18 protein-coding genes are annotated in these 15,152 nt (G+C 68.1%); 10 read left to right on the top strand and 8 right to left on the bottom strand.

The features are described from left to right. The first annotated feature begins 64 nt into the window (after positions 1–64). Complete coding sequence (locus AU185_RS05440; protein WP_059099039.1) at positions 65–748, top strand: GtrA family protein; 684 nt, start codon at positions 65–67, stop codon at positions 746–748. Here AU185_RS05440 and AU185_RS05435 read toward each other — a convergent pair. After that, positions 703–1,221 (bottom strand): PH domain-containing protein, encoded by a 519-nt coding sequence (locus tag AU185_RS05435; RefSeq protein ID WP_059099040.1) that lies wholly within the window; start codon positions 1,219–1,221, stop codon positions 703–705. The genes AU185_RS05440 and AU185_RS05435 overlap by 46 nt on opposite strands. Before the next feature lie 10 nt (positions 1,222–1,231). Then, complete coding sequence (locus AU185_RS05430) at positions 1,232–2,044, bottom strand: biotin--[acetyl-CoA-carboxylase] ligase (RefSeq protein WP_059099041.1); 813 nt, start codon at positions 2,042–2,044, stop codon at positions 1,232–1,234. Between the two features lie 142 nt (positions 2,045–2,186). On the opposite strand from AU185_RS05430, the gene AU185_RS05425 reads away from it, so the two are divergent. The 7 genes from AU185_RS05425 (at position 2,187) to AU185_RS05395 (ending at position 8,424) form a co-directional block, all read left to right on the top strand. After that, on the top strand, positions 2,187–3,827 hold the full coding sequence (locus AU185_RS05425) for an acyl-CoA carboxylase subunit beta (protein ID WP_059099042.1): 1,641 nt from the start codon (positions 2,187–2,189) through the stop codon (positions 3,825–3,827). A 50-nt stretch (positions 3,828–3,877) separates the two neighbouring features. After that, the gene (locus AU185_RS05420) at positions 3,878–4,147 is read left to right on the top strand and encodes an acyl-CoA carboxylase epsilon subunit (protein WP_059099097.1); all 270 of its coding nucleotides are present in this window, start codon (positions 3,878–3,880) and stop codon (positions 4,145–4,147) included. Continuing rightward, on the top strand, positions 4,144–4,785 hold the full coding sequence (locus AU185_RS05415; protein WP_059099043.1) for a Maf family protein: 642 nt from the start codon (positions 4,144–4,146) through the stop codon (positions 4,783–4,785). The genes AU185_RS05420 and AU185_RS05415 overlap by 4 nt, the downstream gene beginning before the upstream one ends. A gap of 9 nt (positions 4,786–4,794) precedes the next feature. Continuing rightward, the gene (locus AU185_RS05410; protein ID WP_059099044.1) at positions 4,795–5,688 is read left to right on the top strand and encodes a sulfurtransferase; all 894 of its coding nucleotides are present in this window, start codon (positions 4,795–4,797) and stop codon (positions 5,686–5,688) included. Then, entirely contained in the window at positions 5,688–6,101 is a 414-nt protein-coding gene (locus AU185_RS05405; RefSeq protein ID WP_059099045.1) for a SufE family protein, read from the top strand. The genes AU185_RS05410 and AU185_RS05405 overlap by 1 nt, the downstream gene beginning before the upstream one ends. A 123-nt stretch (positions 6,102–6,224) precedes the next feature. After that, positions 6,225–8,024, top strand: a complete 1,800-nt coding sequence (locus AU185_RS05400; protein WP_059099046.1) for an acetyl-CoA carboxylase biotin carboxylase subunit — start codon at positions 6,225–6,227, stop codon at positions 8,022–8,024. An 85-nt stretch (positions 8,025–8,109) separates the two neighbouring features. Then, a complete protein-coding gene (locus AU185_RS05395) occupies positions 8,110–8,424 on the top strand; it encodes a hypothetical protein (protein WP_059099098.1) in 315 nt (104 codons plus the stop codon). Here the strand turns inward: AU185_RS05395 and AU185_RS05390 are convergent, their stop codons facing one another. After that, entirely contained in the window at positions 8,425–8,961 is a 537-nt protein-coding gene (locus AU185_RS05390; RefSeq protein ID WP_502687982.1) for a nucleotidyltransferase family protein, read from the bottom strand. 329 nt (positions 8,962–9,290) lie between these two features. Between AU185_RS05390 and AU185_RS05385 the strand changes: the two genes are divergently transcribed. Further along, positions 9,291–9,728, top strand: a complete 438-nt coding sequence (locus tag AU185_RS05385; protein ID WP_156425406.1) for an STAS domain-containing protein — start codon at positions 9,291–9,293, stop codon at positions 9,726–9,728. Here AU185_RS05385 and AU185_RS05380 read toward each other — a convergent pair. Both AU185_RS05380 and AU185_RS05375 read right to left on the bottom strand, forming a co-directional pair. After that, the gene (locus AU185_RS05380) at positions 9,699–10,421 is read right to left on the bottom strand and encodes an RNA polymerase sigma factor SigF (RefSeq protein ID WP_502687789.1); all 723 of its coding nucleotides are present in this window, start codon (positions 10,419–10,421) and stop codon (positions 9,699–9,701) included. The two genes, AU185_RS05385 and AU185_RS05380, sit on opposite strands and share 30 nt — an antisense overlap. Positions 10,422–10,483: 62 nt before the next feature. After that, positions 10,484–10,915 (bottom strand): ATP-binding protein, encoded by a 432-nt coding sequence (locus AU185_RS05375; protein WP_059099048.1) that lies wholly within the window; start codon positions 10,913–10,915, stop codon positions 10,484–10,486. Between the two features lie 292 nt (positions 10,916–11,207). On the opposite strand from AU185_RS05375, the gene AU185_RS05370 reads away from it, so the two are divergent. Next, positions 11,208–12,227, top strand: coding sequence for a DNA topoisomerase IB (locus AU185_RS05370; RefSeq protein WP_059099101.1), 1,020 nt, complete (start codon positions 11,208–11,210; stop codon positions 12,225–12,227). Here the strand turns inward: AU185_RS05370 and AU185_RS05365 are convergent. From AU185_RS05365 to AU185_RS05355, 3 genes are read right to left on the bottom strand one after another with little or no spacing between them, the layout of a single operon-like run. Next, complete coding sequence (locus AU185_RS05365) at positions 12,221–13,519, bottom strand: UDP-glucose dehydrogenase family protein (RefSeq protein WP_059099049.1); 1,299 nt, start codon at positions 13,517–13,519, stop codon at positions 12,221–12,223. The genes AU185_RS05370 and AU185_RS05365 overlap by 7 nt on opposite strands. Next, positions 13,516–14,457 carry a glycosyltransferase family 9 protein gene (locus AU185_RS05360; protein WP_059099050.1) on the bottom strand — a complete coding sequence of 314 codons (942 nt, stop codon included), beginning with the start codon at positions 14,455–14,457 and terminating at the stop codon, positions 13,516–13,518. Before AU185_RS05360 ends, AU185_RS05365 begins: the two co-directional genes overlap by 4 nt. After that, positions 14,448–15,143 (bottom strand): SDR family oxidoreductase, encoded by a 696-nt coding sequence (locus tag AU185_RS05355; protein ID WP_059099051.1) that lies wholly within the window; start codon positions 15,141–15,143, stop codon positions 14,448–14,450. The genes AU185_RS05360 and AU185_RS05355 overlap by 10 nt, the downstream gene beginning before the upstream one ends. Positions 15,144–15,152: the final 9 nt, after the last annotated feature.

Below are 15,152 nucleotides of genomic sequence, written 5' to 3'. Positions count from 1 at the left end.
CGTGTACCCGCTGCGACCTGCACGGGTACGCGCAACGTGCAGTATTTCCGTACACTGCGCTGTTGTGTCCTTTACCGATGCGACGATCGCACGGCTGCCAAGTCCGATCCGGCCGTACTTCGAGCGGCATCACGAACTGATCAAGTTCGCGATCGTCGGCGCGACGACGTTCATCATCGACACATCGGTCTTCTACACGCTCAAGCTCACGGTGCTCGAGCCCAAGCCGGTGACGGCGAAGATCATCGCGGGCATCGTCGCGGTGATCGCGTCCTACATCCTCAATCGCGAGTGGAGCTTCCGCGACCGCGGCGGTCGGGAGCGCCACCACGAGGCGCTGCTGTTCTTCGGGTTCAGCGGGGTCGGCGTGCTGTTGAGCATGGCGCCGCTGTGGTTCTCCAGCTACGTGCTGATGCTGCGGGTGCCAGAGGTCAGCCTGACCGTGGAGAACATCGCCGACTTCATCTCGGCCTACATCATCGGCAACCTGCTGCAGATGGCGTTCCGGTTCTGGGCGTTCCGCCGCTGGGTGTTCCCCGACGAGTTCGGGCGCAACCCGGACAAGGCGGTCGAGTCGCTCACCGCGGGCGGCCTCGCCGAGGCCATGGAGGACGTCCACGAGCACGAAGAGATCGCGGCCGCCGAGCACGCGGTCGGCAACGTCACCCCCTTGAAGCCGCGGCGGCGCGCCAGGCGGCTGGCTCAGCTCGGCGACTCGTCCGAGCCCAGGGTGTCGAAGACCTCGTGATACAGCAGCGAGTGGACTCGTTCCACTCGCGGAATGTCGTCGAACGCGAGCGGATCCTGCGCCGCTGACTCGATGATCAGCGTGCCCGTGCGCAGAATGCGGTCGATCAGTCCGTGCCGGAACTCGACGCTGTTGATCCGCGCCAGCGGGATGTCGATCCCCGACCGGGTCAACACGCCGTGGCGGAACATCACGCGACGGTCGGTGATCACGAAGTGGGTCGTCAGCCAGTTGAGGAACGGCCACAGCGTCAACCATCCGATGATCACCAGCCAGATCACGGCGATCACGATCAGCACGACGTTGCGCGCAGTCTGATCCCAGTCGAGGGTGTTGAGGTAGCCGGCGAGTACCGCGGCCGCCGCGGTCGCCAACAGCAGCACCGCCACGGGGCCGATCAGCCGTTTCCAATGCGGGTGCCGGTGCAGCACCACCTGCTCATCGGCGGCGAGCACATTGTCGGGATAACCCATGACGATGACCTTAGAGCGATTCGGCCGGCCGCAAGTGGACGATGTCGCCCGCGGACACCGTCGTCGGCCCGCCGTCGGTGTCGAGCACGAGCCTGCCCTGGCCGTCGATGTCACGCGCAACGCCGACGAGTTCACGGTCACCGGGGAGCAGCGCGCGAACATTCATGCCGAGTGTCAGGCTCCGTGCCCGGTAGGCGGCGATCAGGTCGGCGTCGGCACCACCGGCCCGCCGCCACGAATCGATCCGGTTGCCGAGCTCGTGCAGTACCCGGTCGATCAGCCGTTGCCGGTCGGGGTGCGCAACACCGAGGTCGACCAGCGACGTCACCCCGTCGACGCCCACCTCGCCGGCCCGCAGCGAGACGTTGAGCCCGACACCGATCACCACGGCCCGGTCCGCCGCGGCGACCTCGGCGAGAATGCCGGCCAGCTTGCCGTCGCCGGCTAGGACGTCGTTGGGCCACTTCAAGCCCGCTGCCACGCCGGCGTCTGCGACCGCGTCGACGACGGCCACACCGGTCGCCAGCGGCAGTAACCCCCATGCGTCGCTGGGCACCGCGGCCACGTCGACGCCCACCGACATCGTGATCTGCGCGAACGGGACCGCCGACCAGCTTCGACCGCGTCGACCGCGGCCCGCGGTCTGGTTCTCGGCGATCAGCACCGCCCCGGCGATGTCCTCGCCGCGTCCTGCGCGCGCGATCAGGTCGGCGTTCGTCGATCCGGTCTCGGCCACCACGTCGACACGCCGCCATTCCGGCGAGCTGCTCAATACGTCGTCGCGCAACGCCGCAGCGTCGAGCGGAACCCGATCGACGGTCATCGGAATCGGACTCCCATCTGAAAACTCGTTCGGCCCTCACTACTACCACCGGCGGCTGTCCACACGGTGCGCAAGGCAGCTTAAGGGGACCTTAAGGACGCGCCGTCAGTCCCGCGCGCCTCATTCGTTAGCATCGACGACCATGACCTCCGTTCAACAGCCGTCGGCCGAGCCGTCAGGCGAACACGAGATCGACATCCACACCACCGCGGGCAAGCTCGCCGATCTGCGCAGGCGAGCCGAGGAGACGCTGCACCCGGTCGGCGAGGAGGCGGTCGAGAAGACGCATGCCAAGGGCAAGCTCACCGCTCGCGAGCGCATTCTCGCTCTGCTGGACGAGGGTTCGTTCGTGGAGCTCGACGCGCTGGCCCGGCACCGCAGCACGAACTTCGGCCTCGAGGCCAACCGGCCGCTCGGCGACGGCGTCGTGACCGGATACGGCACCATCGACGGTCGCGAAGTGTGCATCTTCAGCCAGGACGCGACCGTCTTCGGCGGCAGCCTCGGCGAGGTGTATGGCGAGAAGATCGTCAAGGTGCAGGAACTCGCGATCAAGACCGGGCGGCCGCTGATCGGCATCAACGACGGTGCCGGCGCGCGCATCCAGGAGGGCGTCGTCTCGCTCGGCCTGTACAGCAACATCTTCCACAACAACATTCGGGCCTCGGGCGTGATCCCGCAGATCTCGCTCATCATGGGCGCCGCGGCCGGTGGACACGTCTACTCCCCCGCGCTCACCGATTTCGTCGTCATGGTCGACCAGACCAGCCAGATGTTCATCACCGGGCCGGACGTCATCAAGACCGTCACCGGCGAAGAGGTGACGATGGAGGAACTCGGCGGCGCGCACACGCACATGGCCAAGTCGGGGCTGGCGCACTACGTGGCCTCCGGGGAGCAGGACGCGTTCGACTACGTCCGCGAGCTGCTGTCGTACCTGCCGTCCAACAACCGGGCCGACCCGCCGCGCTATCCCGCGGCGGCGCCCGAGGGCGCCATCGAGGAGAACCTCACCGACGAGGACCTCGAGCTGGACACGCTGATTCCGGATTCGCCGAACCAGCCCTACGACATGCACGAGGTCATCGTTCGCATGCTCGACGACGACGAGTTCCTCGAGGTGCAGGCCGGCTACGCGCAGAACATCATCGTCGGGTTCGGCCGCATCGAGGGACGCCCGGTGGGCATCGTGGCCAACCAGCCGACGCAATTCGCCGGCTGCCTCGACATCAACGCCTCCGAGAAGGCGGCCCGGTTCGTGCGGACCTGCGACTGCTTCAACGTCCCGATCGTGATGCTGGTCGACGTGCCCGGCTTCCTGCCCGGCACCGATCAGGAGTACAACGGCATCATCCGGCGCGGCGCCAAGCTGCTCTACGCCTACGGCGAAGCCACGGTCGCCAAGATCACGGTGATCACCCGCAAGGCCTACGGCGGCGCCTACTGCGTGATGGGCTCCAAGGAGATGGGCGCCGACGTCAACGTGGCCTGGCCAACCGCGCAGATCGCGGTGATGGGCGCGTCGGGCGCCGTCGGCTTCGTCTACCGCTCGAAGCTCAAGGAGGCGGCCAAGAGCGGCGAGGACGTCGACGCGCTGCGGCTGCAACTCCAGCAGGAGTACGAGGACACTCTGGTCAACCCCTACATCGCGGCCGAACGCGGCTACGTCGACGCGGTCATTCCGCCGTCGCACACCCGCGGCTACGTCGCGACCGCGCTGCGCCTGCTGGAACGCAAGATCGCGCAGGTGCCGCCGAAGAAGCACGGGAACATCCCCCTGTGAGCGGGGCGAACAATGAGGCTTCCGTGAGCGGGGCGAACAATGAGGGTCCTGTGAGCGGGGCGAACGATCAGGCTCCCGTGAGCGGGGCGAATGAGGCACTCGCCGATCACGAGGCGCACCTCCAGGTCGTCCGGGGTGAGCCGACGACCGAGGAGATGGCCGCGCTGATGGCCGTGCTGGCGGCCGCCTCGAGCGTTCCCGCCGAGCCGCGCGAGCAGGAGGAGAACCTCTGGGGTCATCCGGTCGACCGGCTGCGCTACACGCCGTTCAGCTGGCAGCGGGTGACGCTCGTGGAGCGGACACACATGCGCCGACGGTGACGCGGGTAGTCCTCGCGTCGGCGTCCCCCGGCCGCCGAAAGGTGTTGCGGCAGGCCGGGATCGACCCTCTTGTCATCGTGTCCGGCGTCGACGAGGATGCCGTCGTCGCCGGCCTGAACCCCTCTGCCACCCCCGCCGAGGTGACGGTCGCGCTGGCGGCGGCGAAAGCCGACGCGGTGCTCGACGGCCTCGAGTCCGCGGTCGCCGCGGATTGCGTCGTGATCGGGTGTGACTCGATGCTCTACTTCGACGGGGAACTGCTGGGCAAGCCGCCGACGCCGGAGGCGGCGCTGGCCGGCTGGAAGCGGATGGCGGGCAACTCCGGGCAGCTGTACACCGGTCATTGCGTGATTCGGTTGCGCGACAACGTCATCGAGCACCGAGTTGCCGAGTCCGAGGCCACTACGGTCCGTTTCGGCGTTCCGTCGCCCAGCGATCTCGAGTACTACATCGCCAGCGGCGAGCCGACCGCGGTGGCGGGCGGATTCACGCTCGACGGGCTGGGCGGCTGGTTCGTCGATGGCGTTGAAGGCGATCCGTCCTCCGTGATCGGCATCGGACTACCGCTCGTCCGCAGGCTGATCGGGCACGCCGGCCTGTCCCTTGCCGAGCTTTGGCAGGCGAATCGGCCTGAGTAGGCTTGTTGTGTGCCATTGCCTGCCGATCCAGATCCCGCCCTGCAGTCATACGCCCACCCCGAACGGCTGGTGACCGCCGACTGGTTGTCGGCAAACCTCGGCCGTCCCGGCCTGGCGATCGTCGAGTCGGACGAGGACGTGCTGCTCTACGACACCGGGCACATTCCCGGCGCCGTCAAGATCGACTGGCACACCGACCTCAATGACCCCAACGTGCGCGACTACATCACCGGCGAGCAGTTCGCCGAACTGATGAACCGCAAGGGCATTTCCCGCGACGACACCGTGGTGATCTACGGCGACAAGAGCAACTGGTGGGCGGCATACGCCCTGTGGGTGTTCACGCTGTTCGGCCACCCCGATGTCCGCCTGCTCAACGGAGGGCGCGACCTGTGGATCTCCGACGGCCGTGAGACCACCCTCGATGTGCCGAACAAGCAGTCCACGGGCTACCCCGTCGTCGAGCGCGACGACGCGCCGATCCGCGCGTTCAAGGACGACGTGCTCGACGTGCTCGGCTCCGCGCCGTTGATCGACGTCCGTTCCCCGCAGGAGTACACCGGCGAGCGCACCCACATGCCCGACTACCCCGAGGAGGGGGCGCTACGGGGCGGCCACGTGCCCACCGCGCGTTCCATCCCGTGGGCCAAGGCCGCCGACGACAGCGGCCGGTTCCGCAGCCGCCCCGAACTCGAGGAGCTGTACGGCTTTCTGACCGCCGACGACAAGACGATCGTGTACTGCCGCATCGGCGAACGCTCGAGCCACACCTGGTTCGTGCTGACCCACCTGCTCGGCCTACCCGGCGTGCGCAACTACGACGGCTCGTGGACCGAATGGGGCAACGCGGTACGGGTTCCGGTGGCCGTCGGACCCGAACCCGGGGAGGCGCCGGGCTCCTGATGACCGCGATGCCGGCCGCGCTGGCCGAGGTGGTCTCGGACTTCAAAGAGGTCCGGGGCCAGGACAAGCTGCAACTGCTGCTGGAGTTCGCCAACGAGCTGCCGCCGCTGCCCGCCGACCTCGAAGAGGCCGCGATGGAGCCGGTGCCCGAGTGCCAGTCCCCGCTGTTCTTGCACGTCGACGCGGATGACCGCGAACACGTCCGGCTGTTTTTCAGCGCGCCCGCCGAGGCCCCCACCACCCGCGGTTTCGCCGCGATTCTGGCGACCGGGCTGGACGATCTCACGGCCGAGGAAATCCTCGGTGTGCCCGACGACTTCTACTCCGAGTTGGGCCTCGCGGCGCTGATCAGCCCGCTGCGCCTGCGTGGTATGTCCGCGATGCTCGCGCGCATCAAGAACCGGCTCCGCTGACGGATTTCTCCAGTTACCGACCGGTAAGGGACCGGCTCGCCGAACCCTCGGCTACGCCCCTTAAACTTTCCCGGGTTACATTCCTAAAGACGTTTCTTAGAGAACATGCCGTCAGGAGGCGCAGTGGCAAGTCACGCCAGCTCGAAGATCTCCAAGGTGCTGGTCGCCAACCGCGGGGAGATCGCGGTCCGGGTGATCAGGGCCGCCAAGGATGCGGGGCTGCAGAGCGTGGCCGTGTACGCCGAACCCGACGCCGACGCCCCTCACGTCCGGCTCGCCGACGAGGCTTTCGCCCTCGGCGGCCAGACGTCGGCGGAGTCCTATCTGGTCTTTGAGAAGCTGCTCGACGCCGCCGAGAAGTCCGGTGCCAACGCGGTGCACCCGGGCTACGGGTTCCTCTCCGAGAACGCCGATTTCGCGCAGGCGGTCATCGACGCGGGCCTGATTTGGATTGGGCCCAGCCCGCAGTCCATCCGCGACCTCGGCGACAAGGTCACCGCGCGCCACATCGCCGCACGTGCCAAGGCTCCGCTGGTGCCGGGCACACCGGATCCGGTCAAGAACGCCGACGAGGTCGTCGCGTTCGCCAAGGAGTACGGCGTGCCGATCGCGATCAAGGCCGCCTTCGGCGGCGGCGGCCGCGGCATGAAGGTGGCCCGCACCATCGAGGAGATCCCCGAACTGTACGAATCGGCGGTGCGTGAAGCGGTCGCGGCGTTCGGCCGCGGCGAGTGCTTCGTCGAGCGCTATCTGGACAAGCCCCGACACGTCGAGGCGCAGGTGATCGCCGACCAGCACGGCAACGTCGTCGTCGCCGGCACCCGGGACTGCTCGCTGCAGCGCCGCTTCCAGAAGCTGGTCGAAGAGGCACCCGCGCCATTTCTCACCGAAGCGCAGCGCAAAGAGATCCACGAGTCGGCCAAGCGCATCTGCAAGGAGTCCGGCTACTACGGCGCCGGCACCGTCGAGTACCTGGTCGGCCAGGACGGCCTGATCTCGTTCCTCGAGGTCAACACCCGCCTGCAGGTTGAGCACCCGGTGACCGAGGAGACCTCGGGCATCGACCTGGTGCGCCAGCAGTTCCGCATCGCCAACGGCGAACCGCTCGACATCACCGAGGATCCGACGCCGCGTGGGCACTCCATCGAGTTCCGCATCAACGGCGAGGACGCCGGACGCGGCTTCCTGCCCGCTCCCGGTCCGGTGACCAGGTTCGAGACCCCGCAGGGCCCCGGCATCCGGATGGACGCCGGCGTGGAGTCCGGTTCGGTGATCGGCGGCCAGTTCGACTCGATGCTGGCCAAGCTGATCGTCACCGGCGCCAATCGTCAAGAGGCCCTGGAGCGGTCGCGCCGCGCGCTGGACGAATTCCACGTCGAGGGCCTGGCCACCGTGATCCCGTTCCACCGCGCCGTGGTGTCCGACCCCGCGTTCATCGGTGACGACAACGGCTTCACCGTGCACACCCGCTGGATCGAGACCGAGTGGGACAACACCATCGAACCGTTCACCGGTGGCGACCCGATCGAGGAAGAGGACACCGTCCCGCGGCAGACCGTTGTCGTCGAGGTCGGCGGCCGGCGCCTCGAGGTGTCGCTGCCCGGTGACCTGGCTCTCGGTGGCGGCGGCGCCCCGGCAGCCGGTGCCAACGTCGTCCGTAAGAAGCCCAAGGCGCGCAAGCGCGGCGGGGGCGGCGGAGCGGCCGCGTCCGGCGACGCGGTGACCGCGCCGATGCAGGGCACGGTGGTCAAGGTCGCTGTCGAGGAGGGTCAGCAGGTCTCCGCCGGTGACCTGGTCGTGGTGCTCGAGGCGATGAAGATGGAAAACCCCGTCACCGCGCACAAGGACGGCACCGTCACCGGCCTGGCCGTCGAGCCCGGTGCCGCCATCACCCAGGGCACGGTGCTGGCCGAGATCAAGTAAGGACAATCCTGGCGAGCAGACGGCAATTGTCCTGAAATGCGGCAATTTTGGGTCACTTTGCGTCTGCTCGCGCTGGATGGGTGACATGGAGCCGGTGGAGATCAACGCGGGCGCGTGGTATCTGCGCGCTCTGCGCTGCGACGACCGCATCGACGACCGACCCGCGCTGGCGGAGTTGGGCAACACCGATGCCGGTTACGTGCAGATGCGGGCGGTGCAGTGGGAGTCGGACACCATGTATTCGTGGGCGGTGTGCGAGCCGACGACGGGCGAACTGCTCGCCGAGGTGACGCTATCGCCGGCCACCGGGAACATCGCCCTGCAGGCCCGGCGTGGCCATGCCGAGGCCGCGCAGGCCGCAGGCGACGCCGTCCGGCGGTTCGCTGACTCGTTGGAGTAGCTACTTCACGTCGATGTCGCGGCCGGTCGCGAGGTCGCCGCAATCGACGGAGACGACGTCGTCGCGGTCGGCCAGGAACGCCCGGGCGCCCTCGTCGCCGTGGATTTGCTGCAGCAGCGTGGCCCAGTGCCTGCGCGCGATGACCACCGGATGGCCGGGCACGCGCCGGTAGCGGGCGCGCGCAAGCCCGGATGCCGACCGGACCGCGGCGGCCACCACGCGGCGCACCGCGTCGGCGCCGATGTCGGGGGTGTCGACGGTGTGCAACACCGCGTATTCGGCATCCACCGCCGACAGGCCCGCCCGCAGGGACGCCGACAACCCGTCCGCCCACGCCTCGGCGACGACCGCCCGCGCCGGCGGCGGTACCTCGACGATCGCCGCACCCAACACGACCACCACGTCAGCACACCCGCCGTCGTGCAGCGCGTCGACACCGGCCCTGAGCCACTTTCCTTGTTCAGCAAGGACTTTCGGCATTCCATACCGGGTGCCCGCACCCGCGGCCAGCAGCACACCGGCTACCGTCGTCGTCACGGACACAAGTGTGCGATCCTGCGCGAGCGTGCGCAAAGTGCTGCGGCGTTGCGGCGTGTCGTGCGACGGGCATGCACGGTCGGAGGAAAGCGGGGGTAGCCGGCGGCGTTGCCGTTGACCTGTGGCTATGCCGGTGATGTTGATACCGATTGTGGTTGATCGAGATGCGGCGTAGGGTTCAGCACAGGTTGAGTTCACAGCCAAGCTGGAAACGTCATCCACGGGCAGGGCATCACTTTTGCCGCTGCTACGAAGGCTTTGAAGACGCAGGGCCCCAATTTTTGACGTGAACCACAGTACGAATTGCACATTCACTGATGGAGTCACAAATGCCTGTTTCTCACACCCCACCGATCGATTCGGCGCCACTGGTCGAATCCCACGATTGCCACACCGCGCATTTCGCCACCCGCCGGCTGCAAGCAGATACCGCGATCATCACCGTGCAGGGCCAGATCGACGCGGCGAACGCTCAGGACCTGATCGACTATGCGCTGCGCCATGCCACCGAGCTCGATTGTCTGCTGATCGACCTTTCCGGAGTCGACTTCTTCGGCACCGCAGGGTTTTCCGCGCTACACACCCTCAACGTCCGTACTGCCGGCGAGGAGATCGGCTGGGCGATGCTGCCGAGCCCCGCGGTGAGCCGATTGCTGCGCATCTGCGATCCGGATGCCGCGTTGCCCGTCAGTGACAGCGTCGAGGCGGCGCTCTCGGCGCTACAGGGCGATCGGCCGCTACTGCAACTGGTCCCTGAGCCGCGCTAGGGATTTCGCCAGCAGCCGCGACACGTGCATCTGCGAGATGCCGACCCGTTCGGCGATCTGCGTCTGGGTGAGCGACTCGAAGAACCGCAGCAGCAACACCGTGCGTTCGCGTTCGGGTAGCGCAGCGAGCAAGGGCCGCAACGCTTCCCGGTTCTCGATCTGATCCAGGCCGAGGTCGACGTCGCCCAGTGTGTCGGCGATTGCGGGGGCGTCCTCGGTTCCGCTGCCGCCACTGTCGATCGACAGCGTGTTGTAGGAGCTCCCGGCGACCAGGCCCTCGACGACCTCGTCGCGATCCATGCCCAGCTCCGCGGCCAGCTCCGAGGCTGTCGGCGCGCGGCCGAGGCGCTGCGACAACTCCGCGGTCGCGGCACCGAGCCGCAGGTGAAGTTCCTTGAGCCGCCGGGGCACCTTGACCGACCAGCTGTTGTCACGGAAGTGCCGTCGGACTTCGCCCATGATGGTCGGCACCGCGAACGAGACGAAGTCCGAGCCCGCCTCGACGTCGAAGCGGATCACCGCGTTCACCAGGCCGACACGGGCCACCTGGACGAGGTCTTCGCGCGGTTCGCCGCGTCCGTCGAAGCGGCGGGCGATGTGGTCGGCCAGCGGCAGGCAGCGCTCGACGATGCGGTCTCGCTGCCGCTGGAACTTCGGCGAGTCCGCCGGCACATCCTTCAGTTCGCGGAACATGTCGGCGACATCCGCGTACTCAGAGTTCGAACGCGACGACGAACCCTGTGACGTCGGCGGCGTCACTGCAGTGTCGCTCGTCTCGTCGTCATGGAGATCCCGAACACCTGCGCGTTCTCGGGTCCCTGCCCGTTCTGGAAGGTCTTGACTTCGTCGGTCAGCGAGCTGAGCACGTGCCAGCTGAAGCTGCCCGGCGCCAAGATGTCGGAGTTCTTGCATGTGGTCGACGCGTCGATGATGACGGCGTCCTCCCGCGGGTCGATGACGAGCAGCAGTACCGAGTCGGGTACCGCGGACCGGATCAGCCTGGTACACGCCTCGTCGACCGCGAGCCGCAGGTCGGCCACGGCGTCGAAGTCGAGGTCCTCGAACGTCGCCACCGCGGCGACGAGGGTGCGCAGCACCGCTAGGTTCTCGAGTTCGGCAGCGACCCGGAGTTCCACCGACCGCCCGCCGTGTCCGTGCCCGTTTTTCTTGTTGGCGACGTCGGCCATCTGACCTCCCGGCAATGTCGAAGCGAGATTACCCCAGGTCGAGTCCCAGCTAACCACGAGTACTCCGGCTACCCGCCGCTGATGACGTGTGCCACACGTCAAGGCGGGTAATAACCCGGTCATGGAGCAGACTCGACGGCGAACGCACTTCGATCACACGGCCGACGACCGGGCGCCGGTCGCGCCGATGATGCGGTGAATGCGCCTGTGACGACCAACGTTGCGATGGCGTGGCGAAGCCGGAGTTGTCCATGGTGGGAGTCCAATACCCCGCTGCGCTCGGATGCCAAACATGCGACTTCGCCGTAGCGTCGTGCGGGGCCCCGGCCTGCGGCGGGTGCGCCGGGGCCGCGGGTTCTCCTACTACCAGCCTGACGGCACACCGCTCACCGATGAGGCGACGCTGCAACGCATCAAGGATCTGGTGATCCCGCCGGCCTGGAAGAAGGTGTGGATCTGCCCGTACCCCAACGGCCACATCCAGGCGGTCGGAACAGACGCCGCGGGCAGGCGACAGTACCTGTACCACCAGCGGTGGCAGGAGGAGCGCAACGAGGAGAAGTTCGACCGGGTCCTGGAGATGTCGGCCGCGCTGCCCGAGATGCGCCGACGCATCGCCGCGGATCTGCGCAGCCGGGGCCTGGGCCGCGACCGCGTGCTCGCGCTCGCGCTGCACCTGCTCGATCTCGGCTATTTCCGCGCCGGCTCGGAGCAGTACGCCGAGGAGAACAACTCCTACGGAATCGCCACTTTGCTCTGCGAGCATGTGACGCTGCGCGGCAACGCCATCGAGTTCGACTTCCCCGCCAAGAGCGGGGTGCGACGGACGCTGACGATCGACGATCCCGAAGCGGTCCGCTCGGTGCGGTCGCTGTTGCGCCGCCCGCAGCGTACGGAGCGGCTGCTGGTGTGCCGCAACGGTTCCAGTTGGACCGACGTCCATGCCGATGACCTCAACACCCGGTTCAAGGAACTTGTCGGCGAGGAGTACACGGTCAAGGATCTGCGGACCTGGCACGGCACCGTGCTGGCGGCGGCGGCATTCGTCGACGCCGACCCACCGGTCAACAAGACGGTGATCAAGCGGGTCGAGTCTGCGGTGATGAAAGAGGTCGCCGAAGAGTTGGGCAACACCCCCGCGGTGGCTCGCGGCTCGTACGTCGACCCCAGGGTCGTCGAGGGCTACGAGTCCGGTCTCACGATCGCCGCAGGTGTGCGCCGCGCCGCGCGGACGAAGACCCTCGCCGAACGTCAACAGGTGCTCGACCGCAGCACCGCGGGTCTGATCCGCAAGGTCGCCAAAAGTCAGTAACCCGACTGGGTTCCGTTACCCAGGTAAGTCAATCCGAGCTCGGCGAGTGCCGACGGGTCGAGCAGGTTGCGGGTGTCGACGACGACGGCTCCCGGGGCCTGTTCGGCGATCAGGGCCCAGTCGAGTTCGCGGAACTCCGGCCATTCGGTGAGCACGACGATCGCGTCGGCGTCCTTGGTGGCGAGGTAGGGATCGTCGACCGCGACGATCGACGAGGCCCGCAGCCGCGTATGGTCCATCGCCGGCAGCCGCGGGTCATAGCCGGTGACCTGCGCGCCGGCCCGGCCCAGATCCGCGCAGATGGTCAGCGCCGGCGAGTCACGCACATCAGCGGTGCCGGCCTTGAATGTCAGGCCCAAAGCGGTGATCCGGGCCCTGCCGAGCGGGGTTCCGATGGCTCGGGACACCGTCGAGGCGACGCGCGCGGATTGTCCGGCGTTGGTGAAGCGGGCGGACTCGATCTCCGGCAGGGGCACGTCAGCCTGATCGGCGGTGTGCAGGATGGCCGCGGTGTCCTTGGGCAGACATGATCCGCCCCACCCGGGCCCGGGCTGCAGGAAATGCGGGCCGATGCGCACATCGGCGCCCATGCACCGGATGACGTCGGCGATGTCGGCGCCCAGCCGTGCGCACAGCTGCGCCAGCGAGTTGGCGTAGGAGATCTTCACGGCGAGAAAGGCATTGCTGGCGTACTTCGCCAGCTCCGCGCTCTCCGGGCTCATGGTGAAGGTCTGCGCGTGGTTTCCGTACACGCGCGACACCAGATCGGCGGCGTCGGCGTCCTCGGCTCCGATCACGATGCGGTCCGGGTTGCGGAAGTCGTAGACCGCGTGGCTCTCGCGCAGGAATTCCGGATTGGAGACCGCCCGGATCCCGCCCTGCTGCAGCCGCTCGGCGATCCGCCGGGTGGTGCCGACCGGCACGGTCGACTTGAGCACCACCACCGAACCCGCCCGCAGCACGGTGACGAGGTGATCGACCGCGTTGTCGACCGCGGACAGGTCCGCCGATCCATCCGCCCCGCTCGGCGTCGGTACGCAGACGAACACCGCGTCGCAGTCGGCCAGATCCCGGTATTCGACGGTGAATTCGAGCTTTCCGGCGGTCAAACCCTGGCGCAGCAGTTCGGCGATCCCGGGTTCGTCCAGCAGGGGCACGCCGTTGCGCAGCTGGTCGACGCGCGACGCGTCGACATCGACGCACACGGTGTCGTGGCCGCGCTCGGCAAGGCACACCGCGGTCGTCAGGCCAACGTAGCCCGCGCCGATCACGCCCGTCCGAAACGTGTTCATGCACAGTCCTTCAGCAGCGTCTCGGTGGCGTCGAGCACCCGCGGAACGGTGATCAGCAGCAGCCCGGGGTGCGGGCGGTCGGCGTGCGGGTCCCCCTTGTCGCCTGCCCAGACGGCGATGTGCGGACCGGATCCTTTCGGCCCCCACCGGTTCGGCGGCGTCGGGCCGAAGAGCAACACCGACGGGGTGCCCGTCGCGGTGGCGATGTGGCCGACACCGGTGTCACCGCAGATCAACAGCCGGCAGTCGCTGATCAACGCGACCAGTTCGAGCAGGCCGAGAGTTCCTGCCAGCACCGCCGATGGCTTCAGCCCCGCGGCGTCGGCCACCGACCGCGCGAGGCCGACCTCGCTGTCGTCTCCGGTGACGACCACGTCGTAGCCCCGGCCGTGCAGTGCGGCGGCAACCTCGGCGAAGCGCTCCGGCGGCCACCGCCGCGCGGCGAACGCGGCACCCGGATGGACGACGACCGCCGAGGAGCGGTCCGGGAAGCCGGCCGGCCGTGTGATCGTCAGATCCTCTGGATCGCAGGGTATTCCGGCCCACTCGAGCAGAGCGCACCAGCGGTCCACCTCGTGCAGTTCCGCGCGCCACGGCGGACCGTCGACATCCGGGTACGCGCAGTGCCGGTGGCTGATCAGGGCGTCGGGGCGCAGCGTGAGCAGGTCGGCGATGCTCTCCGGGCCGCTGCCGTGCAAATTCACCGCGAGCGCGGGCGGCTCACTGCGAGGGCGCAACTGGCCGAGGCCCTGCGTCGGGTCGACCTCGTCGATGGCCCCGGAGAGCATCGCCAGTTCCGCGTACCGCTCGCCAGTGGCGAGCACGATGTGCGCGTCAGGATGAGCGCGCCGCAGTCCGCGCAGCGCCGGAACGCCGGTGAGCAGATCGCCGAGACCCAGCGCGCGCAGAACCACGATGGTGTCGGGACTCACGGCCACGAAGACTCTGTCGACGCACACACCACGAGCTCGCGCACCTCGCAGCCCGCGGGTTGGGACAGCGCGAAGACCACGGTGTCGGCCACATGCTCGGGCTGGTTGAGCTTGGCGTCGGGCGGTGGCTTGTACTGCTCCTCGCGGCTGTCGAAGAATGCGGTGTGCATACCGCCGGGGATCAGCGTGGTGACGCCCACCTCGCCCGCCAGTTCGGCCGCCAGCGCCCGGGAGAAGCCGATCACCCCGAACTTGGATGCGCAGTACGCGGTCGCGTCGCTGACGGCCTTGATGCCCAGTGTCGAAGCGCACGTGACGATCCGGCCACCGGTGTCCTTCAGGTAGGGCAACGCGGAGCGGATCACCGCCGCCGTGCCGAGCAGGTTGACGTGGATGACGCGTTCCCAGTCCTTGACCGCGACATCGTCGAGCTTGCCGCAGACGTCGGTGCCGCCCGCGGTGAACACGCCGTGGATCTGACCGCCCACCTGTTCGGCAAGCCTGCGCACCGCCGCGTCGACCGCCTCGGTGTCGGCGAGGTCGGCGCGGGCGAACGCCACTGGCGGGTCGCCGGCCTGCGGATCGTTGCGGTCAATGACCAGTGGTGTGCCACCTTGGCGCGCAACGGCTTTCACGGTGGCCGCGCCGAGACCGGAAGCACCTCCGGTGATGATGATGTTGCCCAAAGCCATCTGCGTCTC

Origin of the sequence: Mycobacterium sp. GA-0227b (genome assembly GCF_001499855.1) — a bacterium.
Classification (GTDB): domain Bacteria; phylum Actinomycetota; class Actinomycetes; order Mycobacteriales; family Mycobacteriaceae; genus Mycobacterium.
This window is presented reverse-complemented; position numbering and strand designations above follow the sequence as displayed.